Source organism: Ferruginibacter sp. SUN106, assembly GCF_050611765.1.
GTDB lineage: Bacteria > Bacteroidota > Bacteroidia > Chitinophagales > Chitinophagaceae > Ferruginibacter.
Genome location: NZ_JBODJC010000002.1, coordinates 445,480 through 468,757, shown reverse-complemented (window position 1 = coordinate 468,757; position 23,278 = coordinate 445,480). Strand labels below are relative to the sequence as shown.

Genomic DNA, 23,278 nt, shown 5'->3' with positions numbered 1-23,278 from the left:
CTTAATACTGTTTACTTTTGAACGATTTCCGTTACAAAAAAAATTGCTTCCTGCGAGTGAAAAATTATTTATTTATCGTTTCTACATTAATTTTTCCGTATTGATAATTTCCTAATTGACCATCGGCACCTGCCACCACCCATAATTCGCCGCTTGCATGTATGCCTTTTTGAAAGCCACTTTTCATAATATCTGTTTTTGAATCATCAATACCCATAATATCGCCTGCAACCCCTGCATTGCCAGAAGTTTTTGCAGTTACATCAAATGCCACACCTTTCTGGGTAAGATTTCCTTTTTGATCAAACTGGTCAAAAAAATCCATGGTAGCTTCTGCTTCTGCTTTTATACCGCCTGCTGCAGTAATATTTACATCGCCTATTCCTTCGGTTAAAGATTTGCTGATACCCATGCTTGCTTTTGCATGTATTATAAAACCGTTCCTTGTATAATCATCTTCTGTAAATCTTGAACGGCATGTTTCCCAAAACATTGATTTTGTTATTTCAGCACCTCCTTTTATTGGTCCAATAGGTATGGTTGTACCCAATGTGCCTTCATCAATAACCAATTTAGAATGGCTGCAATCGCTTTCATAATGCACTTTCCAAACATCAACTTTTGTTGCTCTTGGATTTAGTAAATTTTTTGAACTATTGCCACTATTTGAATAACTACCATTACATGGTGGTGCAAGTGTTTTTAAATCTTTATATTTTGATTGTATTTTTTGTTGTAAAATTCGCAATTCAAAAACACAGGATACTTTTAAATCAGCAGCCATAATTTTGGCCTGCTGTACAAAATTGGCCGCTATTGCAAGTGCATGCTGGTATAATGCCATAAGGTTTAGTTTTAGTGATCGCATGTCCACTTCTCTTACCGCATTCAAATATTTGTTCCAATTTGGCTCTGCAATAAATTGCAGCATGGGAGAACTTGCATTTATATACCAACCACTTTCATCATCCATACGGCTAAAACCTTTTGTAGTAATATCGCCTATGCTCATACCAAAATTTCTTAAAATGCCACATAATCTGGGAATGTAATCGCAAAGTACACTTCGCTGGCACTCTTCATTTTTACAACCAGATAGTGCTTTTAAAAAAGCATTGTATTCACCTATCCAACTTGCTGAAGTTGCTTCAATAGCTCTTTCAATTTTTGAACTTGATGCTGCCATAATTGCTGTACTTCTTTTTTCGAACTGTTGGTGTATTTTGTAAAAAAGTTTGTAGTGTGAATCGTTGGCGTAATCATAAATAGTTTCTAAATCGCCATCGCTGTTTATAAATTGCTGTGGCTTTGGAAGGGTGGATAACAAAGAAGTAACGTAGGCAACATCTTTTTGTTTTGCTTGCATGTATTTACTTTGAAAGCCTGAGCATTCGGTGCTTGAAATGTGTTCCATATCATTTGGGAAATCTGCTACATAAGAAGGGTAATCAATCTCTTCATCGCCTTCAATATTTATATCGTTGCTTTGTGCATCCGGGTTTGGTGAAGGCATATTATTAAAAACATTATCGGCTGCATTACCTTGGCCACCAGTTAATTTATTTACTTCTTCTTCTGTAAGCACTGCATCTGCAAAAGAACCCATTGCATTACTTGTTCCACCAAGGCCTAACCCATTACTTTTGCTGTTATAAAATAATTGTTGCGTTAAGCTTTTCCAAAATGTTTGTTTATCACCTTCTTGGTAAGCAATTAAAGAAATTCCTTCTAATGCAGAACCATATTTAGGATTTACTTTTAAAATAGTATTGAAATATTTTTTTGCATTGCTAAAATCGCCGGCATAAGCATAAGTCCATGCTAAGTTGCAGCTTATTTCAAGGGATGTATCATTTAAATTTTTTGCAAATAGGAAAACAGGAATGGCTTTTGCATAATCTTTATCTAGGCGTAAAAAAACGCCAAAATCATTAAGGGTAGATGCACTTTGAGGATGTGCCGCTAAATATTTACAAACCAGATATTGCCCTGTGCATTTTGGTAAACCAGTTGCAATCATCATCATCCCTGCACTTGCAGGGTTTGTTGCAGTATCGTTGTAAGCGTTTTCTAAAACTGGTAATAGTACCGGGCCTGCTTTTACTTTTGCTTTATCAAACATGCTGCTTGCCCAGGTAAGTATTTGGGCAACAGTTGTTTTAGTGGCAGAAAAAGGAGTATTAGATTTTTGAGGTAGCCCTTTTTTGTTTGCAGCAGCATTAGTGCTAAGTACTTTGTTTAAACTACCCATGCTTTGCCCAACTGTTTTATTTAATTTAGCCAGATCTGGCTGTTGTGGTAAAGTAGGTAAACTAAATTTGGTATTTTTATTATCACCATTTGCTATTTTTATTGAGTCTAATCGCTGTTGTACTTCTTTAGGAAGCCCATTAACATTACCCTTCATAGCTGCATCAATTTCGGGATGAGCTTTTTTTAAAGAGTCCATTATATATTTTGCATTTTTTAATTGCTCATTAATATTAACCTTAGCAGGCTTTTGGCAAAAAACTGGGTTAACAATAATTGATAACAGTATTAGCAAATAAATTTTAGTTGCAGTCATAGTATTATTTTGAAATTAAACTTTGTAACGCGGTAAAATCAATATTAGCAATAGCTTTATCCATTAATGCTTTGCCGCCTTCCATTTTTATGATAATGTTATAAATACCTAATTTATTTGCGTTGACTGGATAAGTACAATTGGTTGCCATGTCATTATTTATTTTTTTTGGTACAGAAAAATGGCCAAAATATATTGCTTGTTTACTTTTTGCCCAATTACCATCGCTGTATTTAAACATGGGGCAATAAGTTTCAAACAAAGCACCTTTTACATTATGGGTAACTATAGCATTGTTGCCCTCACCCACAGGTATATTTGTTTGCGTAGCATTTGTAGGATTAAAAATTATAGAGATGTACAAATTATGTTCGGCTTCTAATTTTTGTATATCCATAGAACTATTTGCACCAGCTATATTTGTAATAGCTTCTTTCATCCCTTTGCTATACTGCTCCATCGTTATTTTTTTTTCAGTAAAGAGTTGTCTTAATGAATCAATTTTGGCAGTTTGTATTTTTCTATTGGCTTCAGCATCATTGTTACTATTTGTATTTTTCATTTGTACAATTGGCGATTTATCTATGAACCGCAAACCAAACCTATCTTCATTACTAAATACTTTTTTGTGTGCATTTATACCCGTTAAGCCATTATTAAAAAAATCTGCAGAGCAATAGGGACGATCTTTTACAGCCACATTAATATCAATACAACCTGGTTTCATCACCACATTTATCTCCTCTTTATTATCAACATTGATAAAAACGTTCGCCATACTTTTTTGTACTGCATCAAATAATTTGTGGTTAAGGGCTACTTCGCAATCGGATGCTGTACGAACATCTGAAGCATCATCTAAAACTTTGGCATAAATAGTTGGGTTGCAATTGCAGCCTGGCAACACATCACTTTTTGCATATTTTGCTTCTCTATAAAAATGCCCTGTTGCATTTATGGTGCCTGTGCTTATTACACCTGCATAACCTTCTGTGCTGCTTAATGTGGCTGTGCCTGTTAGCGTAAACACAATTTCTGATGGAGAAATTGAAGTGATGTGAATGTGCATCGGCTTATTGTTATCGCCAATTTTCGGGTCGTACCTTGGTGCAGCAATTACATTTTTATTTTGCTGCAACGATACAGAAATGCTATCATTCAAATCGTAAAAATCAATATCATTTTCTGTTTGATTAAATGTAATAAATGCTATGCCTTTTGTTTCTTCTTTTCTGCTAGAATAACCAGCATCAGGCTGGGTATTAAAATGTTTGTAATTATTGGCAGGGTTTACAAACCAGTAGCCGTGTGGGTTTTCGTAAGTAAAAGCTTGTTTTGTAAAAGATAAAGTAACTGGTTTTACCTTTCCGTCTTTTGGAGTAAAGCTGGCGTTAAAGCTGCTTTGCTGGGCTGTAATATTTTTAGATAGCAATAAAAAAAATACAGTAATAAAATTTTTGTATCGGTTCATAAATGTTTATTTGCAGCGATGGTATCTTTTTAAATTTGTTTAACCTCATCCCAACCCCTTTCTTTTGGAGAGGGGGGTGGGGATTCTGATGTGTTGAAGAATTATTTTACAATTTCTAAAACAACACTTTTAATAACCGCTTTACTTCCCTGGTGCGTTTGCCCGCTGGTATTAGTTACGCTAAAATCAAAAACCAGTTCGCCATTTACAGTTTTTGCTGCTTTAAAAATTGGATTATCAATTTCATCGCTAAATGTTACCAACAATGTTTTAGTTGTGTAACCACCTGATGACGGTAAGAGGTGTTCTGCATCTTCTTCAGTTCGTAATGTTCCATTTACCTGGTTGTCGGAGTTATTTGTATTGCTGGTAAACTGTCCACCAAATCTGAAAATGTCGTTGCCTATTGGCAAAAATTTATAGGTTATCGTAAGCTGCACTTTAGCAGCAGCAGTTACTTTAAATTTTAAACCTTCACTGATATCAACGCCAGGCCGCCAATTTTCTAACTGCCCTTCGGTACGGCATTTATTCTTTACAGGCAGCACAATACTATCTTTTGTAAGTACTACGTTTTTACAATCTGGTGCATTGTTGGTATGCCATTTTAAAAATGAACCAAGTGGAATTTTTTGTGCAAAGCTTATTGCTGTGAAAAATAATGTGGCGGTGATGAGAAAATATTTTTTCATTTTTTTGTTTTCGGTTAAGCAAATAACAGAATCAAAAAGTTATTGTGTTCGACTCTGTTTGCACAGGTGAAATAATTTTAAATGTTAATTTTTTTTGTGCATTGTTATTCACATGATCCCGTTCAGTAAAAAGGAAATCTGTACCTGTACCACTTAACTGCAGTGTGCCTTGTACAACGGGTGGTTGAGTGGGGGCACCCATGTTTATCAATACCCACTGATATTGTATAGTGCCGGGGCCGGTATAATTTATGGTAGCTTTAAAATAATGTTTGGTTGCACCAGCACCCGAAGTAACATGTACTGATGAATCTATTGACAGGGTAATGCCGCTTATATTTAAAAGATGTACAGATGCATTCGGCTGCTGCACCACCACAGTTTTTGGTGGTATGTTAGCTTGTGGTATGTTGTTTGGCGGTATGGTATTTTGCGCCTTTGTTTGTATTGAAAAAAGAAAAGCAACGGCGATGGCGAATGTTTGTTTTTTCATAATTTTTTATTTGCACTTTGATTTAAAATGAATAGCAGTTGAACTTTTATGAATGCTGGCAGTATTAACATGAAGGGTTAAAAGGCCATTAAAATTGCTGTTAACTAACCATTCGTAGCTAACTGTATCATTTCCTTTACCCGAAAGAGTTACATTATTTTGTGCCACGGTAGAGCCATCGTTTTTATCCCATACCAGGTTTACTGTTTTTAATTGCCCTGCAGAAGTTATTACAGCATTAAATTTTATTTTGTGCGGACAACTTCCACTAAGTGTAGATGTATCAACCGATAGCGCAATGCCGGAAATAGTTTGGGCCTTTGCACTGGAAACACCTGTTATAAATACTGATAGAAATAAAATGTTTATTGCTTTCATTTTTTAAGTTTATTAAAGATGTATTTTATTTTTTCACAAACTCAACACGCCTGTTATTGGCCTTCCCTTCGGGTGTGGTATTATCACTGATGGGTTTTGTTTTGCCAAAGCCTTTTGCAGTTAACCTTGCAGCATCAATACCCATGCTTATTAGTTGAGAACGTACTGCATCTGCCCTGGCCTGCGATAGTTTTAAATTCAGTACATCATCTCCATCACTGTCAGTATGCCCGCCCACTTCAAATTTAATATCCGGATTGTCTTTCATTATTTGTACAATACTGTTTAATGTGCCCATACTTTCTGGTTTAATATTGGCTTTGTTCACATCAAAGTTGATACCGTGCGTTACAATTTTTGTATCAGTAAATTTTTTGCCCAGCATGTTCATGCCTGCGCCATCAGCAATGCGGAAGTTGGTCATTATAACAGGTTCTTTTTCATCACCAATACCTTCAATATCAAAAGCACGTGGCGTTATGCCGATATTGGGAATTACTAAAACCCTGTACTGGTCGATATATATTTTTAACTGCTTTGCTTTATAAGCAATGGCTATATGGTGCCACTTATTCCAATAATTTTCCCCCAGGATGTCTTTTGGAAATTCTCCGGTAATTTCATCTTTATCGGTTTCTTTATATCCTGCGCTGTTCCATATATTACCAGAATTCATATTGATTTGCGCTCTGTCACGATTGCCGCCTTCTGCATCTGTACTATTATCGTATAAATAAATATGAGGGCCATAACCGCCGGTGCTGTAACTGTCATATTCAATAGTGAAGGCATCAGGTAAATATGTTTTCGATTTCATTAAAGGAGATACGTGTGCAAAGTTGCCGGCTGTTAATAAAAGTGCATTCTTTCCCGCAACATTATTTATAGTGGCCTGTCCTGCACCTAAATGCCAGTGTGCAGGAAATTCTCCCACCTGGTCGTTCATAAAATTGTCTTCAAACAATATTTTTTCTCCGGGTACAAAATCATAATTATTGTATGCTGTAAAAGCAACCGGTGTAAATGTGGTGTCGATTTTTGCTGCACTGCTGCTGTTTGCAGTGGTAGCACTGCCGGGATCAGTACCAACTTTTTTTGCGGTAGTTTTTGTTGCAGCTTCTGTTTTATCAAGACCTTTGTCAATAGCGTTATCTACTTTCTGATCGGCACGTTGCGATGCTTTGTTTTTTACTTTGCTACTTATTTTTTTAATAACCTGGCTTTGCGTAGTAAAGCTGATGGTGAATAAAGCAAGCAAAACCGTAAATAACTTTTTCATTGTTTTTTTTTATAAGATTAAAAGGGTGTATCGTTATAGATTAATTGTGATGGTATCTAAAATGGTAGGAGGCTTGCCGGTGCTTACAATAAGTGTGTAGTCGCCATGCGGTAAATGGCTTACTTCCAGTTTTTCTGTAAAAGAGGTGTCTGAAAAATTCATTACTGTTTTACTCATCACCATTTGCTTTTGGTTATTCAGTAATTCATAATGTACTTCGGTATTCAATGGTAATTTTTGTTTTAATACCACCTGCTGTACTTTTCTTATAAACTCTATGTCGGCCTTGGTCATAGCATAAAGTAAAGGCATGGTATAGCCGCAAACGAGCGCTAATGAATAACTGGTTGGTTTAAAAAATAAGTGGAGGAAAAATTGCGGCTATTTAGTTTTGCAGGGCATTAAGGAATTCCTGTTTTTTTCTGCGGCTTACTTCCAGCTCTTTCTGGTTGCTGAGTATTACGCTGCCACCTTCGCCTTTGATGTACCTGGCTACGTGTTTAAGGTTTACTAAATAAGCATGATGAATGCGGAAGAAACGATGGCTCAGTAAAAGATCTTCATATTCTTTTAAATTTTTTGTTGCCACAATTTTTTTATTGTTGGTAAGATAAACCAGGGTATTGTTAGCACTGGCTTCGCAATACAAAATATCGTCTACGTTAATAAGGTCGATAGAACTTAACGAAGAAATAGCAATTTTTCCCAGGTCTGTATTTCCGGTCCTGGAAGCTGTAAGTAATTCGGTAAACTGGTTATGTGTATGCGCCTGTGATGAGCGTAATAATTTTTCGATGGTTTGTTTTAATTCATCCAGGTCGATGGGCTTTAATAAATAATCAAATGCATGAAATTTTATCGCTTTTAAAGAATAGTGATTATGTGCAGAAACGAAGACGACTTTAAAATCAATAGTATTTAATTCACGCAATAATTCAAAGCCACTTTTGCCCGGCATTTCCACATCTAAAAAAACAATATCGGGTTTGTGGGTATCTATTATTTGTAAGCCTTCATCAGCATTGGACGCAATACCAACAATATTTAATTGCGGTGCATGTAATGCCAGTAATTGCTGCAGAATGCTGCGGCCCCTTGGCTCATCGTCTATAATAATTGCCCTCAACATTTTTAATTGTGCGGTAAATGTATGATAACTTTTGTACCTGCGGCATTGTTGTCTGAATCAAACAGATCAATGATTTCAATTGAAGAATCATGCGAATAACGCTGTAGTCTTTCCTTGGTAATGTCTAATCCCATACTTTGCTTATCGGGCCGTTTAGGTAATAAGGTAGCTGCTTTGCGGCCAATGCCATTGTCTGTTATTTCTATACTGATGCCATCAGTATCATCAGTAAAAATCAGCGTAATATTTTTTTTGCCCTGTTTATTAGCCAACCCGTGCCACAACGCATTTTCAATAAATGGCTGAACTATCATTGATGGAATTTCTATCTGGTTATTGCTGCAATTATTTTGTATACTGAATGTAAATTCATCAGTAAAACGAAGTTGCTCTAAACTTAAATACCATTGCATCAGTTCCTGCTCTTCTTTTAAAGGCACGGTTTCCTTACCTGAATTTTCAAGTATGCGCCTTACCAATTTAGAGAACTGTGACAAGTAACCGTATGCGGCATCTGTATTTTTTGATATAATACATTCCTGTATGGAATTAAGCGAATTAAAAATAAAATGCGGGTTCATCTGGGCTCTCAGTGCTTTCATTTCCAGTTCGCTCATTTGTTGCTGTAGTGCTGCTTTTTTCTGAATGCTCTTTATCCGGATCTTAAAAGTGCGGTAAATAAAAATACCTGCAACCAGTAAACAGGATAGAAGAAACCAGCCTGTTTTCCAGAATGGCGGATGAATAATAAAATGAATACTGATATTTTCATTGGCAAAATCGCCATTGGCATTAGCCGCACGCAATACAATAGTGTAATTGCCCGGTGAGAGATTGGCATATTGTACTTCTCCTTTGTTGCCTACATATCTCCAGCCACTATCAATACCCTGTAACCGGCAATAATATTGATTGCGGAAAGGATTGGTATAATCCGGCAAAGCCCATTCAAAAAGAAGATTGTTATTATTATAATCCAGATTGATGGTGTTGCTACCGGCAATCACATTATTTCCGTTAACAGTAAAGTTGGTAAATAAAAGAGGTGGTACTATTTGTGATGCCGCCACTATTTTCTGAGGATTGAAAGCAGTTAAAAAAAACAGGCCACCAAGAATTATTTTCCCATTTGGAGCGCAATATACAATTGCATTTAAATCGTTGCTGTATAAACCATCTGCAGTAGAAAAGCGTTTAAAAATATTTTTGTCTTCATTAAAATAAATAAGGCCGTTTTTTGTTGCAAACCACCAGTTGCCTTGCTGGTCCGGTGCAAAGTCGTAAACGAATTTTTCAATTTCAGGAGGAAAATTTTTGATGACACAGTTATTTTTATCTTTCCATTTAACAATAATATTGTTGGCAAGTGAATAAAAATAACCGCCATATTTATAAATCCGTTCTGTGTGTGCGCCTGCACCAATTTGTTTTGTAAAAGGCCTTGTAAAACTGTTGGCCTTGCGATCGTAAAAAATAATGCCTTCGTCCAGATCACAAAGCCATAAATTACCTTCATCATCTTCTGCGGCATCTGCAATTACTAATTTTTTAGTAAGGCCGGTAGTTACCGGAAAACCTTCAAATATTTTATTGCATTTTCCGGATGTAGTGTCCATCTGCCACACCCCTCCACGCCAGGGGAAGATCCATAACTTTTTTTGGCTGTCGAAAAAAAGATAGTTGATAAAATTCCTGGGTAAAGAAGTGCTGTCTGTTGCCTTATGTTCAAACCATTTGGTATAGCCTGTTGCAAGATCAAAATTTACAATGCCTTCCGAAGTACTTAACCACCACCGTGAGTCAGATACTTTTATCATGGCAAGTGCAGCACTGGCTCTTTTTTTACCCGGATTATTCTTAAACAGCATATCGCTGAAATTATGTACCAGCTTCAGGCTGCTGTCGTATTCCATGAGTATGCTGTCTCCCTGTCCGCACAGGAGTAAATTATTTTTTACAGGATTCAGCATTACTTCCTGCGAAGTGATAGAAGAATTATACACCAGCGTATTAAATAACTGACGTTGCGGATTGTAAATGTATAATCCCTGGTCCGTGCATGTCCATACCCAGTTATCCGGCGAAACATAATTGCTTTTTACTACCGGGTACTCAGGTAAAAGCAATGGTTTTTTGTATTGAAAAAAATTTGTTGTTGCAGGATTGAATCCATTTAAGTGGCCGTTTAACCAAAACAAATCACTGCCATCGGGCTGCGGCACTTTGGCAATACTGTATACAGCAGAAGGAGAACCGGGCTTATTAAAAAAACTGGTCACCCGACCTGTTTTTTTGTCAAATAATTTTAAGCCGTATTGCCAGTTGCCTACCCATAATTTATTAGTACCTTCATTAAGTGCAGTTAAAAATAAAGGATTGTAATAAGGATCGTTACCAGCAGCAATTTCTTTTTTAAAACTATTATTTTTTGTGTTGAACGACCATAACCCTTCTGCTGTGCAAAGCCAGCAAATTTTATTTTCATCAAGTAAAACATAATTTGTCTTATTGCAAAATCTTTGATTGGTAACAGGTTCTTCTTTACCACAGAGAAAAAAAATACTGCTTCCATCATCTTTTTTAAATTTAAACAGGCCGCCATCTGTGCCGCACCAGATAAATTGCCCGTCAATGGCTATCGAAAAAATAATGGCGGATGTGCTGTACGGGCTTGCCGCCAGGTAGTAATTAATAAAACGTTGTGTTTTTTTATTGTAACAATTCAATCCCAGTGAAGTAGCTATCCAGATATTACCATCTTCATCTTCTTTAATTGCATTAATCGCATTATTACTGATACTCGTACTGTCTTTATCCCGGTGTTTAAAAACTTTTATAGAAGAGCCGTTCAATAAATTCAGTCCGTCTTCAGTACCAATCCATACCAATCCCTGTTTGTCTTTAAGCACACAGGTCACATGGTTATCACTAAGGCCGTTCTCTTCATTTATTTGTGAGAAGATAAGGTTGGTGGTGTTTTGCGCCCGGCTGTAAAAAGCAGGGCACAAGAGCAAAATGATATAAAAAATTTTTTTCAGCAAGTTGAAGAGGGTTTATTTCCTTTCCATACACAATTCCACCAGCACACCATTGGTGCCTTTGGGGTGAAGAAAACAAACCATTTTATTGTCCGCCCCTTCTTTCGGGGTTTCGTTCAGCAACACGAAGCCTTCTTTTTTAAGGCGTTCCATTTCGGCTTCAATATCAGTCACGTTAAAGGCAATATGGTGCATACCCTCGCCCTTTTTTTCTATAAATTTTGCAATCACGCCGTTGGGGTCAGTGCTTTCCAGCAATTCTATTTTGGTGTCTCCGGCTTTAAAAAAGGCAGTATTTACCTTTTCCGTGGCTACCAGTTCTGTCTTGTAACACTGACTATTCAGCAGTTTTTCAAACAGCGGAATGGAAATTGCGAGGTCTTTTACGGCAATACCAATATGTTCTGGTTTAAGCATAATTATTCATATTTATCAACACCTGTTTACGAAATCGGTAAATTGAACGCCTGCAGGCGAATGGAATAGCTAAAATAGAACCTTTTGCAGTAAATTTGCTTTATTAAGACAGAAACTAAATAGATTGATTTTATGTTGAAATTACCCATCTACCTCGACAATAATGCTACCACACCAATGGATCCAAGAGTGCTGGAAGCAATGACACCTTACTTTTTGCAGCATTTTGGTAATGCGGCAAGTCGTAACCATCCTTTTGGCTGGGAGGCAGAAGAGGCGGTAGATTATGCACGTGAGCAGGTAGCCAAATTAATTGGTGCCGATCCTAAAGAGATCATTTTTACCAGTGGTGCAACCGAAGGCGATAACCTGGGTATTAAAGGCGTGTATGAAATGTATGCCAGCAAAGGCAATCATATCATTACAGCAACAACTGAACATAAAGCGGTTTTAGATACCTGCAAGCATATTGAAAAATTAGGTGGAGAAGTGACTTATTTGCAGGTAAAAGCTGATGGCTTAATTGACTTGAAAGAACTGGAAGCAGCGATAAGGCCCACTACAATTCTTATTGCCATCATGTATGCCAATAACGAAATTGGAACAGTAATGCCGATAAAAGAGATCAGCACTATTGCACGCAAACATGGTGTGCTGGTATTTACTGATGGTACACAGGCAGTAGGTAAAATTCCTGTTGATGTAAATAAAGATGGTATTGACCTGATGGCGTTCACTGCACATAAAATGTACGGGCCAAAAGGTGTTGGGGCATTGTATGTTCGTCGTAAAAATCCAAGGGTAAAAGTTACTGCACAAATGGATGGCGGTGGCCACGAAAGAGGTATGAGAAGTGGTACTTTAAATGTGCCCGGTATTGTTGGATTTGGTAAAGCCTGCGAAATATGCATGCTGGATATGGCAGAAGACAGTAAACGTATTGTGAAAATGAGAGACCATTTAGAAACAGAATTAATGAAACTGGAAGAAGCTTACGTAAATGGCAGCAGAGAACATCGTTTGCCACATGTAACCAATATTTCTTTTAAGCATGTGGAAGGTGAAGGTTTGCTGATGGGCTTCAATAAAAACATCGCATTAAGCAGCGGAAGTGCTTGTACCTCTGCCTCATTAGAACCAAGCTATGTGTTAAAAGCATTAGGTTTGGGAGATGATCTGGCACATAGTTCTTTACGTTTTGGTTTAAGCCGTTTTACTACCGACGAAGAAATTGAATACACCATCAAAGCAATCAGCGAAACCGTATTGAAATTGAGAGATATGAGCCCGCTTTGGGAAATGTATAAAGAAGGCATTGATTTGAGCACAATCGAGTGGGCAGCACATTAAATAATTTCAGATTGTAGATTTGCGATTGCAGATTTACAATCTGAATAAATAAAAAATATACAATCATAAATCTAAAATACTAATCATGGCATACTCAGAAAAAGTTATCGATCACTACCAGAATCCTAAGAATGTTGGTACGTTGGATAAATCAAGCAAGAGTGTTGGCACCGGCCTGGTGGGAGCACCGGAATGTGGTGACGTAATGCGTTTGCAAATTGAAGTAGATAATGCAACCGGTATGATTACCGATGCAAAATTTAAAACCTTTGGTTGCGGCAGCGCTATTGCATCATCTTCATTGGCTACAGAATGGCTGAAAGGCAAAAGCATTGATGAAGCGCTAACAGTAGACAATATGGATTTTGTGGAAGAATTAAATCTTCCCCCTGTAAAAATTCACTGTTCGGTGTTGGCGGAAGATGCTATTAAAGCAGCTATCAACGATTATCGTGTTAAAAATGGTATGGAAGCTATTAAGTTTGAAGAAAGTGTAATTCACTAAAATTGTAAAAGATGAGTGCTGTAGCAACAGAAAATTCCATTTTTATCAGCGATAAAGCCAAAGCCAAAGTCATCAGCCTGATGACAGATGCCGGTGTTGCAGACGATCCCTCTTATTTTTTAAGAGTGGGTGTAGTTGGCGGCGGTTGCAGCGGACTGAGTTATAAAATGGATTTTGATAACGAAGTAAAACCAATGGACCAGGTGTTTGAAGACAAAGGCGTTAAATTAGTGTGCGACCTAAAAAGTTTTTTATACCTGGTAAATACAGAGCTGGAATTCAGTGATGGATTGAATGGCAAGGGTTTCTTTTTTAATAATCCTAATGCCAGCCGCAGCTGCGGTTGTGGAGAAAGTTTTGCAGTATAGTTAAGCTCCGGCTTGACTTCCTGTAACGGCTAAAATATTAAGCCCCCGGTTTTCCGGGGGCTTTTGCTTTCATAACGGTAATATTTTTATTGCTTCGGTGGCCTTGGTGGTGGTGGCGCATCTTTCACAATTTTGGGTGGCGTAAATTTTACACCACCTTCCGGCATGGGCGGTGGCGGCGGCGGAAGTTTGCCATATTTATTTTCAAAATATTCAGGCTTGGCATTCCAAACACTCATCCGAATTTTTTGCGTTATTCCCTTTTTGGTTAATAATATTACAGGCTCATCTTTTGCAGGCTGCACTAAAATGGCATAACCTTTTTCATTAATCTTTACCGGAGGTTTGGGTGGTCTTGGTGGCGGTGGAGCATCTTTTACATTTTTGGGTGGTGTAAATTTTACTTCTTCGGGGGGAGGTGGCGGTGGTTTGTGCATGCCTTTAGCCTGGGGCGGCGGTGGCGGAGGAATTGCTTTTTGGCCGGTTTGTGCCATACTATCGGCGGCAATTATACCAACTGCCAGCACAATGATCAATTTTTTCATAAAATTTTTTTTGTGAGATGCCTGGCAGGGAATAATCCATAAAAAAAGCCTCCCGATATTCGGGAGACTTTTCAGCAGTTGGTTTTGGGTAAACAACTATTTTGGTGAAACGAATCCTAAAGCGATTGTTTGCAGGTAATAAAACTTAAAAAACTTAACCCCCTGAAAGTGCTTTAAGATCTGGAATTTTAAAAACTGTCAGTTGTTTAACAGCATATCCGGGAAATATGACAGTGGCTTTACAAAAAGTGCTGCTTAAAAAGTTAAAATTTATTTTTTAACTGGTTATTTTGAAGGGTAAAAGGTATAGCCGGCATTCATATAAAATTTAATATGGTGTATTTTATCGCTGTAAATTAACTGGTTAAGTAGTAAATTGCAGCAATTTTAAAACCACATGTGGAGTATTTGTAAAAAAGAACTGCAACAATTTTTCAGTAACCTTACCGGCTATATTGCCATCATTTTGTTTTTAGTGGTAAACGGGTTATTCCTGTTTGTATTAAAAGACAGCAATATCTTCGATTTTGGTTATGCTACTTTAGATAAATTTTTTGAGCTGGCACCCTGGATCTTGCTTTTCCTGGTTCCGGCCATTACTATGCGCACACTTTCCGATGAATTTAAAGGTGGCACTTTTGAAATTCTGCAAACCAAACCACTTACTAAATGGCAGATTGTGCTGGGGAAATATCTTTCTATTATAATTGTATTGCTGTTTGTAATTCTGCCCACTTTCATTTATGTATTTACTATAAAAAAATTAAGTGTACTGGGTGGAATTGATGGCGGCGGTATAACGGGTAGCTATATCGGCTTATTTTTTTTAGCCGCTGTTTTTGCAGCTATCAGCTTGTGTTGCAGCGGCCTTACCAATAATGCGGTGGTAGCTTTTTTGATAAGTGTATTTGGTTGCCTCATTTTATTTTTTGGTTTCAGTGCATTGAGTAAATTATCTTTTTTTGAAAATGGATTAGATTATTATGTTGAAATGCTGGGTATCGATTTTCATTACCGCAGTATCAGCCGTGGCGTACTCGATAGCAGGGATGTAATTTATTTTCTGAGCATTATCTTTTTATTCCTTTTAGTAACAGTTAAAAATCTGCATAAAAAATAAATGGGCCTGCTTAAAAAAATATGGAACAGTAAACTTTGGCTGCCAATCACACTAGTCTTGCTGGTGCTCATCAACTGGCTGGCATCATCATATCATACCAGGATAGATTTTACTGACGAAAAAAGATTTACTTTATCTAAACCCACAAAAAAAATATTAAAAACACTGGATGATGTAGTGCAGGTTGATGTGTTTTTAAAAGGAGATTTTCCCAGTGGATTTAAAAAACTGGCGAATAGCGCCAATGAAATATTAAGTGAATTTAAGGAAGTAGCGGGCAGCAAAATACAATACAATTTTATTAGCCCCGATGAAGAGATGGAAGGTACCACGGTTAAGTGGGGCGATACATTGTCTGCACTGGGCTTATATCCATACAATTTAAAATCGCAGTTAAAAGAAGGTGAAAAGCAACAGTTGGTTTACCCTGTGGCATTAATGCGGTACAAAGAAAAAGTACTGCCGGTTAAGTTATATAATGGCATACCCAATATTGGCAGGCAGGAAATAAACAGTGCCGAGGCTTTAATGGAATTTGAATTAGCCAATACCATTTACAAATTAACACATGATGATAAACCAATGGTGGCTTATTCCATTGGTAATGGCGAACCACCGGTAGGTAGTTATATTACGTATGATCTGGTTGAAAGTGTATTACGTCCCAATTATAAATTATTTACGTTCAACTTAAATACACAACCGGAAATACCGGATACTTTTAAATTACTGATTATTGTAAAACCAACACAACCGTTTAGTGATATTGAAAAATTAAGGATCGACCAGTTTTTAATGCGGGGCGGTAAACTATTATTTTTTATAGATAAGCTGAATGCAGAAATGGATAGCCTGCGTATAAAAAATGAAGTGATCGCTTACGACAGAGGGTTGGAATTAAATGACCTGTTGTTTAAGTACGGCGCAAGAATTAACAGCGACCTGGTGATGGACCTGCAAAGTGATAAACTACCTTTTGACGTAAATGGCAATGGACAATTTGAATTTCTTACCTGGAATTATTTTCCGGTGTTTGCATCAAAGTCGGATAATATCATTAATAAAAACCTTGGTTTTGTATCGGGTAAGTTTGTAAACTCCATTGATACCATAGAAGCTGAAGGAATTAAGAAAACAATTTTATTAAGTTCATCTCCCAACTCCCGTACTATTGCAACACCAGCACTTATCAGCGGAAAAGAAAATGTAAATGCGCCGGAGGATGATAAATTTAAAAAGGCCAATATTCCGGTTGCAGTTTTATTAGAAGGGAAATTTCAATCCTTATACACCAACAGGTTATCGCAGGCATTAAATGATTCGCTGCAAAAATATGATGCGGTTTTTCAGCAACAATGTTTAACAGACAATAAAATTATCATTGCAGCAGATGGCGATATGGTATTGAACAGTGTTCAAAAAAACGAACCGTTGCCAATGGGTATGAATCCCTACACTTACGGAACGCAACAGCAATTTCAGTTTGCTAATAAAGATTTTTTACAAAACTGTTTAGACTATCTCATCAATCAATCGGGGCTTTCAGAAGCAAAATCAAAAGATTACACCCTGCGTTTACTGGATTCAAAAAAAGTGACTGCAGAAAAAACCAGCTGGCAGCTGATCAATATTGCGCTGCCGGTTTTACTGGTATTTTTATTCGCCATTATTTACCAATGGTGGCGTAAAAGAAAATACACTAAAAAATAAAAATGGACAAGAACCAATTGATATACGTTGTTTTCAGTGCTGTTATAATTATTGCATTGGTTTTAGACCTGGGTTTGCTGAGCAAAAAAAATAAGACCATCAGTTTAAAAACGGCTTTAATACAAACTATTTTCTGGGTATTGCTATCTGTTGCGTTTTGCGGTTTTATCTGGTTCGAAAATGAAAACGGCAATGGTAAAGCCGACGCCATTGCATACATCTCTGCTTATTTATTAGAATGGTCCTTGTCTATCGATAATATTTTCGTGTTTATCATCATCTTTTCTTTTTTTAAAGTAAAGGAAAATAATTATTCAAGAGTATTGTTGCTTGGTATTTTGATGGCCATTGTTTTCAGGATTTTATTTATTGCTGTTGGTAGTGCCGCTGTAGCTAAATATGAATGGATCATGTACATTTTTGGCGTGTTCCTGGTATACACCGGTATAAAAATGTTTGCCAGCAATGAAGAGGCAGAATTTAATCCGCAGGAAAACTGGGCCTTCCGTTTTATGAAAAAATTTATGCGTACTACTGATGAAGAACCGCATGGCCGTTTCATCATCACCAGGAATAATAAATCCTACTTTACTAAACTATCAATGGTAGTGATAATGCTGGGTTTAATTGATATTGTATTTGCGGTGGATTCCATTCCTGCTGTATTCTCTATCATCCCTGACCCCAGTAAAAAATTATTGATCTACTCTTCCAATATTTTTGCGGTGTTGGGGTTACGCAGTTTGTTTTTTTTATTGCGTGGTGCTGCCAGCAAATTCGATTATTTACAACAAGGTATTGCTATTGTGTTATTGTTTATCGGTGTAAAAATGCTGATCGCTAACTGGGTGCATATGCCGGTTTGGGTATCGCTGCTGGTGATTGTGGTTTGTATTACAGGATCAATATTATATTCTATCTATCATAAACGTAAAGGGATCCGTGAAGATTAAGGTGAATAAACAGTTACTCTAAAACTTTTAGATGTACACCATTACAGCAATAGAAAAAATAATTGACGGTCGTTTTTTGGTAAACAAAAACCGGGATGCAGCTATTGAACATTTACTGATCGATAGCCGTAAATTATTATTTCCATCCTCTACTATATTTTTTACCATCCCCGGCCCACGCAGGCAAGGCAATGCTTTTGTAAAAGACCTATACCATAAAGGTGTACGGCATTTTATAGTTGATAAATCTTTTGTTTTTTTACCGGAAGAATATGATGGCGCCAATATTATACTGGTAGAAAGTGTGTTGGCAGCTTTACAAAAATTAACGGCATATCACCGTAGCCGGTTTAATTTTCCGGTAATTGGTATTACAGGAAGTAATGGAAAAACAATTGTGAAAGAATGGTTGTATCAATTGCTGCAGGCAGATTATACTATTGTACGCAGCCCCAAAAGTTATAACTCACAAATTGGCGTGCCGCTCAGTGTGTGGCAAATGAATGACACCTATACGTTGGGTATTTTTGAAGCTGGCATTTCTTTAGCTGGTGAAATGGAGAGGCTGGAAAAAATAATTCAACCTACTATTGGCATCTTTACCAATATTGGTGAAGCACACAGCGAAGGCTTTGAAAATATCGGGGCCAAGATCAATGAAAAAACAAAACTTTTTAAAAATACTGAAACAGTTATTTATTGCAAAGATGAAACTTTAATTGACGAAGCGTTATCAGAACTGCAACAAAAAAATAATAATACACTATTCAGTTGGGGGCAAAAAGAGGAGGCCACGCTTTGTATCAACACCATACAGGTGCAGCCATTTAATACAGTTATAAAAGCGATATTTAAAGAAAGAAAAATAAGCATCTCCATACCGTTTAATAATGATGCAGCTATAAAAAATGCTATCACCTGCTGGAGCGTATTATTGCATTTGCAGGTAAGCGACGAGGTGATACAGGAGCGCATGCTGCAACTGAAGCCTGTTGAAATGCGGTTGGAATTAAAGGAAGGCATCAACAATTGTTCGGTAATTAATGATAGTTACAGTGCCGATATCACTTCACTTTCTATTGCACTGGATTTTTTACAACAACAGCAACAACATCCAAAGCGTACAGTTATCATCAGCGACATTTTGCAGAGTGGTAAAACCAATGCTGCATTGTATGAAGAAGTGGCGGATATTCTGCAACAAAAAAATATTAACCGCCTTATTGGAATAGGAACAGAAATTTCCAAATACAGTACTTGTTTTGAAAAGATCAGGGAAACAGCCTTCTTTACTTCCACCAATGAATTTAAACAACAGTTTCCTTCACTGCATTTTTATAATGAAACCATTTTATTAAAAGGAGCCAGGATATTTGAGTTTGAACAGATCAGTCATTTGCTGGAACAGAAAAGCCACCAGACCGTACTGGAAATAAATTTAAGCGCACTCATTCATAATTTAAAAACCTACCAGCAACAATTAAAGCCCGGCGTAAAACTAATGGCCATGGTAAAAGCTTTCAGCTATGGTAGTGGTAGTTTTGAAATTGCGAATTTATTACAATTTCAAAAAGTGGATTATTTAGCGGTGGCTTATGCCGATGAGGGTGTGGAATTAAGAAGAGCAGGCATTACGTTACCCATAATGGTGATGAATGCAGAAGAAAGTACTTTTGATATGCTGGTACAATTTAACCTGGAACCGGAGTTATATTCCTTTGGTATTTTAACAGCTTTTGAAAATTATTTGCTGCAATCGGGTATCAACAATTACCCGGTGCATATAAAATTAGATACCGGTATGCACCGCCTGGGTTTTGAAGCAGGAGAAATAAAAACGTTGAGTAAAAAATTACATGCTTCGCCTCAATTCAAAATTCAATCGGTATTCTCACACCTGGCAGCGAGTGACAATAAAGTGCACGATGATTTTACAAAATATCAATCGGACCTGTTTTTAAAAGGCTGCAAAGAAATTGAAAAAAATATCAGCTACCCTTTCATCAAACACATTGCCAATACTTCTGCTATTCACCGGCATAAAGAGTTGCAATTAGATATGGTACGGTTGGGAATTGGTTTATATGGTGTGGATAGCAACCTGGGCATGCAACAGCAATTGAAAAATGTAAGCACCTTAAAAACCACCATCTCACAAATAAAAAAAGTAAAGGCCGGCGAAAGCATTGGCTATAGCCGTAATGGTATTGCTGAAAAAGATTCGGTAATTGCCACAGTGCGTATTGGTTATGCCGATGGTTATCCAAGAAGCCTGGGCAACGGTATTGGTAAAATGAATGTGAATGGTATACTGGCGCCGGTAATTGGCAATGTATGTATGGATATGACCATGCTGGACATTACAGGCATTGCTGCAAAAGAAGGCGATGACGTAATGGTATTTGGCGAGAAGCTTGCAGTAACAGAAGTTGCCCACTGGGCCAATACAATTGCCTACGAAATATTAACCGGTATATCCCAAAGGGTGAAGAGGGTGTATTATGAAGAATAGAGAGGTTACGGGTTAGAGGGGTTACGAGTTAGAAGAGTTACGGGTTAATTTTGTTTTTTATTTACATTGTTAATAGCCGCTTTGATCTCTTCGCAAACAATCAATTAACCCGTAACCCGTAACATAACTTCTAAACTGCTAAACCCTAAACTCTAAACCCCCAAACTGTCTTATATTTGCGCCTTATTATGAAAGCAAAACACATTGCATTTATTATTGCGCTGGTTGTATTGGCCGACCAGGCTTTGAAGTTGTACATCAAAACACATTATGGATTAAATGAATCGCACAATGTTTTGGGCAGCGGTTTTCAACTTTATTTTGTAGAAAACCCCGGTATGGCCTATGGTTGGAAGTTTGGCGGCAACTGGGGTAAACTGGCACTTACCGTGTTCAGATTGGTGGCCGTGGTATTTGGTACCTGGTACCTGGGCAGCATTATCAAACAGCAATACCATAAAGGATTTATCGTTTGTGCGGCATTAATTTATGCAGGCGCATTGGGTAATTTGATCGATTCTGCATTTTATGGATTAATTTTTGATAAAGGAATGGTGCCAGATCAGGCAACAGGAGAATATGCAGGGTACAGTGGTTTGGCAGTATTGGCAAAACATGGGTATGCCTCCTTTTTACATGGTAATGTGGTGGATATGCTTTACTTCCCGGTTATTCACGGCACTTTTCCTAAATGGTTGCCATTCTGGGGAGGACAGGAGTTTGAATTTTTCAGGCCGATATTTAACCTGGCCGATGCAGCAATATCAACAGGTGTAATTACAATTTTAGTTTTCCAGAAGCGCTTTTTCAAGCAGCGTAAAAGCGATGAAACTAATCATACGGTGGAAACCAAGGCTTTAGTCAACGACGAATCGCAGGTTTCATAAAAAACTTATCTTTATAAAACATTAAATTTAATACCGGGGTATGAAAATTTTTAAGTCAGTTATCCTTGTTCTGGCAATAGTTGTAGCATTTTTATCCTGCCAGAAAGAAATAGCTTTTGATAATAACGGAGTATCTGCCGGAGCTTTTAAAAAAGATGCAGGAGGCAATTGCCTTCCTGTTACTGTAACCGGTGTTTTTAAAGTGGATAGTGCATTAACCAATGCCTTATTTGTAGATATCCAGGTAAATGTAACTACTCCCGGCACCTTCGAAATTAAATCAGACACCATTAACGGGTTTTCTTTCAGCAGAACAGGCTCGGTAGTTTTTGGCACTAATACCATCAGGTTGTATGGTAGTGGCAAGCCGCTTGCAGCAGGCACCAATACATTTACCGTAAAGTATGGTATAAGCACCTGCTCATTTAGTATAACTGTAATTAACTCCAGTACATCAAATGCAGTATTTACGTTAGACGGCTCTCCCGGAATATGTGCCAGTGCATCAGTTGCCGGTACCTACACTGTTGGCGTGGCATTAACCCCCGCAAACACACTTACCATTCAGGTTAATGTAACTGCTACCGGTACTTATGCTATTGGCGCAGCTACTACCAGTGGTTTTCTTTTTACAGGATCAGGTGTTTTTACTTTACCCGGTTTACAAAATGTAACGCTAACGGGTACCGGAACACCTTTAACAGCAGGGCCTGCAACAGTAACAGTATTAAATATTGCGGGTAGCACCTGTACTTATGATATTAATGTGCTTCCGGTGGGTGGTGCAGCAGCTGTATTTACTTTAGATGGTGCACCTAATACCTGCACTAATTTTATTGTAAACGGAACCTATACAGCAACCATTCCTGTTACTGCAAGTAATAACGTTAAGCTAAATGTTACCGTAACAACGGCGGGTAGTTATTCTGTTACCACCAACACAGTTGATGGTATAACTTTTAGCGGATCAGGTACATTAGCTGCGGGTGCGCAGGTGATTACATTAACTGCCTCCGGAACACCAACAACCCTTGGTACCTTTAATACATTTAAACCAAATATCACCAACAGCTGCGATTTTGCAGTGACGGTAGCAGCGGCACCTGCCCCTGCAGTATACACGTTAAGCGGCGCTCCTTCAGCATGTGCGCCTATTACAGTTAATGGCACTTATGCCGGATCAACAGCTTTAAATGCAACCAATACTGCTGTAGTACAGGTAAATGTAAGTTCGCCAGGGTCTTACACACTTACAACAAATACTGTAAATGGAATGACATTCTCTGCAACAGGGATCTTTACCGCAACAGGCATACAGCCAGTTACATTACAGGGTTCGGGTACGCCGGGTGCTGCTGCAACCACCAGCACTTTTACGCCACAAACCGGTACTTCAAGTTGCACATTTGATGTGGTGGTAGCTGCAGCTCCAACCGGTATTCTTACTTGTAAAATTGATGGTGTTCAATACACTTTTAATTTCCTGGCGCAAGGAACTTATTTTGTACCTGGAGATTTACTGATGTCAGGATATACAACTGCAACAAATTCTGAAGGGTTGGTTTTAGATATTGATAAGTCAAGCACAGGCGGCACTGTAACCACCGGCACCTATGTGAATACATTGCTGGGAAGTACTACCGGCGGTTATATTTTAGGGGCGAATTACAAAGATTTAAATGCCGTTACCTGGTCTCCTAAAAGTATACTTTCAACTCCTGATCCGTTTACTATAATTATAACCAGCCTTACTGCTACTACTGTAACGGGAACCTTTAGCGGTACAGTGAGAGAGAATTTCGGGTCTGGAACTAATACAAAATCAATTACCAATGGCGTCTTCAATTTACCCATTCACTAAAAAT

20 protein-coding genes are annotated in these 23,278 nt (G+C 37.7%); 9 read left to right on the top strand and 11 right to left on the bottom strand.

The genetic code is table 11. From position 1 onward, the window contains the following. Positions 1–64: 64 nt before the first annotated feature. From ACQ334_RS07975 to mce, 10 genes are all read right to left on the bottom strand, one after another. Positions 65–2,449 (bottom strand): tetratricopeptide repeat protein, encoded by a 2,385-nt coding sequence (locus ACQ334_RS07975; protein WP_430987659.1) that lies wholly within the window; start codon positions 2,447–2,449, stop codon positions 65–67. A 121-nt stretch (positions 2,450–2,570) separates the two neighbouring features. Then, complete coding sequence (locus ACQ334_RS07970) at positions 2,571–4,037, bottom strand: hypothetical protein (RefSeq protein WP_430987658.1); 1,467 nt, start codon at positions 4,035–4,037, stop codon at positions 2,571–2,573. Between the two features lie 101 nt (positions 4,038–4,138). After that, on the bottom strand, positions 4,139–4,729 hold the full coding sequence (locus tag ACQ334_RS07965; RefSeq protein ID WP_430987657.1) for a hypothetical protein: 591 nt from the start codon (positions 4,727–4,729) through the stop codon (positions 4,139–4,141). A gap of 31 nt (positions 4,730–4,760) precedes the next feature. Further along, complete coding sequence (locus ACQ334_RS07960) at positions 4,761–5,222, bottom strand: hypothetical protein (protein WP_430987656.1); 462 nt, start codon at positions 5,220–5,222, stop codon at positions 4,761–4,763. A gap of 6 nt (positions 5,223–5,228) precedes the next feature. Continuing rightward, complete coding sequence (locus ACQ334_RS07955; RefSeq protein WP_430987655.1) at positions 5,229–5,600, bottom strand: hypothetical protein; 372 nt, start codon at positions 5,598–5,600, stop codon at positions 5,229–5,231. Positions 5,601–5,625: 25 nt separating this feature from the next. Beyond that, on the bottom strand, positions 5,626–6,879 hold the full coding sequence (locus ACQ334_RS07950) for an OmpA family protein (protein WP_430987654.1): 1,254 nt from the start codon (positions 6,877–6,879) through the stop codon (positions 5,626–5,628). Between the two features lie 33 nt (positions 6,880–6,912). Beyond that, on the bottom strand, positions 6,913–7,191 hold the full coding sequence (locus tag ACQ334_RS07945; RefSeq protein ID WP_430987653.1) for a hypothetical protein: 279 nt from the start codon (positions 7,189–7,191) through the stop codon (positions 6,913–6,915). A 73-nt stretch (positions 7,192–7,264) separates the two neighbouring features. Then, a complete protein-coding gene (locus ACQ334_RS07940; protein ID WP_430987652.1) occupies positions 7,265–8,008 on the bottom strand; it encodes a LytR/AlgR family response regulator transcription factor in 744 nt (247 codons plus the stop codon). Between the two features lie 2 nt (positions 8,009–8,010). Beyond that, on the bottom strand, positions 8,011–11,049 hold the full coding sequence (locus ACQ334_RS07935) for a histidine kinase (RefSeq protein WP_430987651.1): 3,039 nt from the start codon (positions 11,047–11,049) through the stop codon (positions 8,011–8,013). 12 nt (positions 11,050–11,061) lie between these two features. Further along, the gene (gene mce / locus ACQ334_RS07930; RefSeq protein ID WP_430987650.1) at positions 11,062–11,463 is read right to left on the bottom strand and encodes a methylmalonyl-CoA epimerase; all 402 of its coding nucleotides are present in this window, start codon (positions 11,461–11,463) and stop codon (positions 11,062–11,064) included. Between the two features lie 132 nt (positions 11,464–11,595). On the opposite strand from mce, the gene ACQ334_RS07925 reads away from it, so the two are divergent. The 3 genes from ACQ334_RS07925 (at position 11,596) to ACQ334_RS07915 (ending at position 13,686) form a co-directional block, all read left to right on the top strand. Then, positions 11,596–12,813, top strand: a complete 1,218-nt coding sequence (locus ACQ334_RS07925) for an IscS subfamily cysteine desulfurase (protein ID WP_430987649.1) — start codon at positions 11,596–11,598, stop codon at positions 12,811–12,813. Between the two features lie 85 nt (positions 12,814–12,898). Continuing rightward, on the top strand, positions 12,899–13,318 hold the full coding sequence (gene iscU, locus ACQ334_RS07920; RefSeq protein WP_430987648.1) for a Fe-S cluster assembly scaffold IscU: 420 nt from the start codon (positions 12,899–12,901) through the stop codon (positions 13,316–13,318). 11 nt (positions 13,319–13,329) lie between these two features. After that, on the top strand, positions 13,330–13,686 hold the full coding sequence (locus tag ACQ334_RS07915; protein WP_430987647.1) for a HesB/IscA family protein: 357 nt from the start codon (positions 13,330–13,332) through the stop codon (positions 13,684–13,686). An 86-nt stretch (positions 13,687–13,772) separates the two neighbouring features. Here ACQ334_RS07915 and ACQ334_RS07910 read toward each other — a convergent pair whose 3' ends face one another. Continuing rightward, positions 13,773–14,231 (bottom strand): hypothetical protein, encoded by a 459-nt coding sequence (locus ACQ334_RS07910; protein ID WP_430987646.1) that lies wholly within the window; start codon positions 14,229–14,231, stop codon positions 13,773–13,775. Between the two features lie 397 nt (positions 14,232–14,628). On the opposite strand from ACQ334_RS07910, the gene gldF reads away from it, so the two are divergent. From gldF to ACQ334_RS07880, 6 genes are all read left to right on the top strand, one after another. Further along, positions 14,629–15,351, top strand: a complete 723-nt coding sequence (gene gldF / locus ACQ334_RS07905; protein ID WP_430987645.1) for a gliding motility-associated ABC transporter permease subunit GldF — start codon at positions 14,629–14,631, stop codon at positions 15,349–15,351. Continuing rightward, complete coding sequence (gene gldG / locus ACQ334_RS07900; RefSeq protein ID WP_430987644.1) at positions 15,352–17,061, top strand: gliding motility-associated ABC transporter substrate-binding protein GldG; 1,710 nt, start codon at positions 15,352–15,354, stop codon at positions 17,059–17,061. 2 nt (positions 17,062–17,063) lie between these two features. Continuing rightward, complete coding sequence (locus tag ACQ334_RS07895; protein ID WP_430987643.1) at positions 17,064–18,014, top strand: TerC/Alx family metal homeostasis membrane protein; 951 nt, start codon at positions 17,064–17,066, stop codon at positions 18,012–18,014. A gap of 31 nt (positions 18,015–18,045) precedes the next feature. Then, positions 18,046–20,526: a bifunctional UDP-N-acetylmuramoyl-tripeptide:D-alanyl-D-alanine ligase/alanine racemase gene (locus tag ACQ334_RS07890; protein WP_430987642.1), complete on the top strand. Its 2,481-nt coding sequence runs from the start codon at positions 18,046–18,048 to the stop codon at positions 20,524–20,526. Between the two features lie 188 nt (positions 20,527–20,714). Beyond that, positions 20,715–21,413 (top strand): lipoprotein signal peptidase, encoded by a 699-nt coding sequence (locus ACQ334_RS07885; RefSeq protein ID WP_430987641.1) that lies wholly within the window; start codon positions 20,715–20,717, stop codon positions 21,411–21,413. Positions 21,414–21,453: 40 nt separating this feature from the next. Further along, a complete protein-coding gene (locus tag ACQ334_RS07880; RefSeq protein WP_430987640.1) occupies positions 21,454–23,274 on the top strand; it encodes a hypothetical protein in 1,821 nt (606 codons plus the stop codon). The last annotated feature ends 4 nt before the right edge of the window (positions 23,275–23,278 follow it).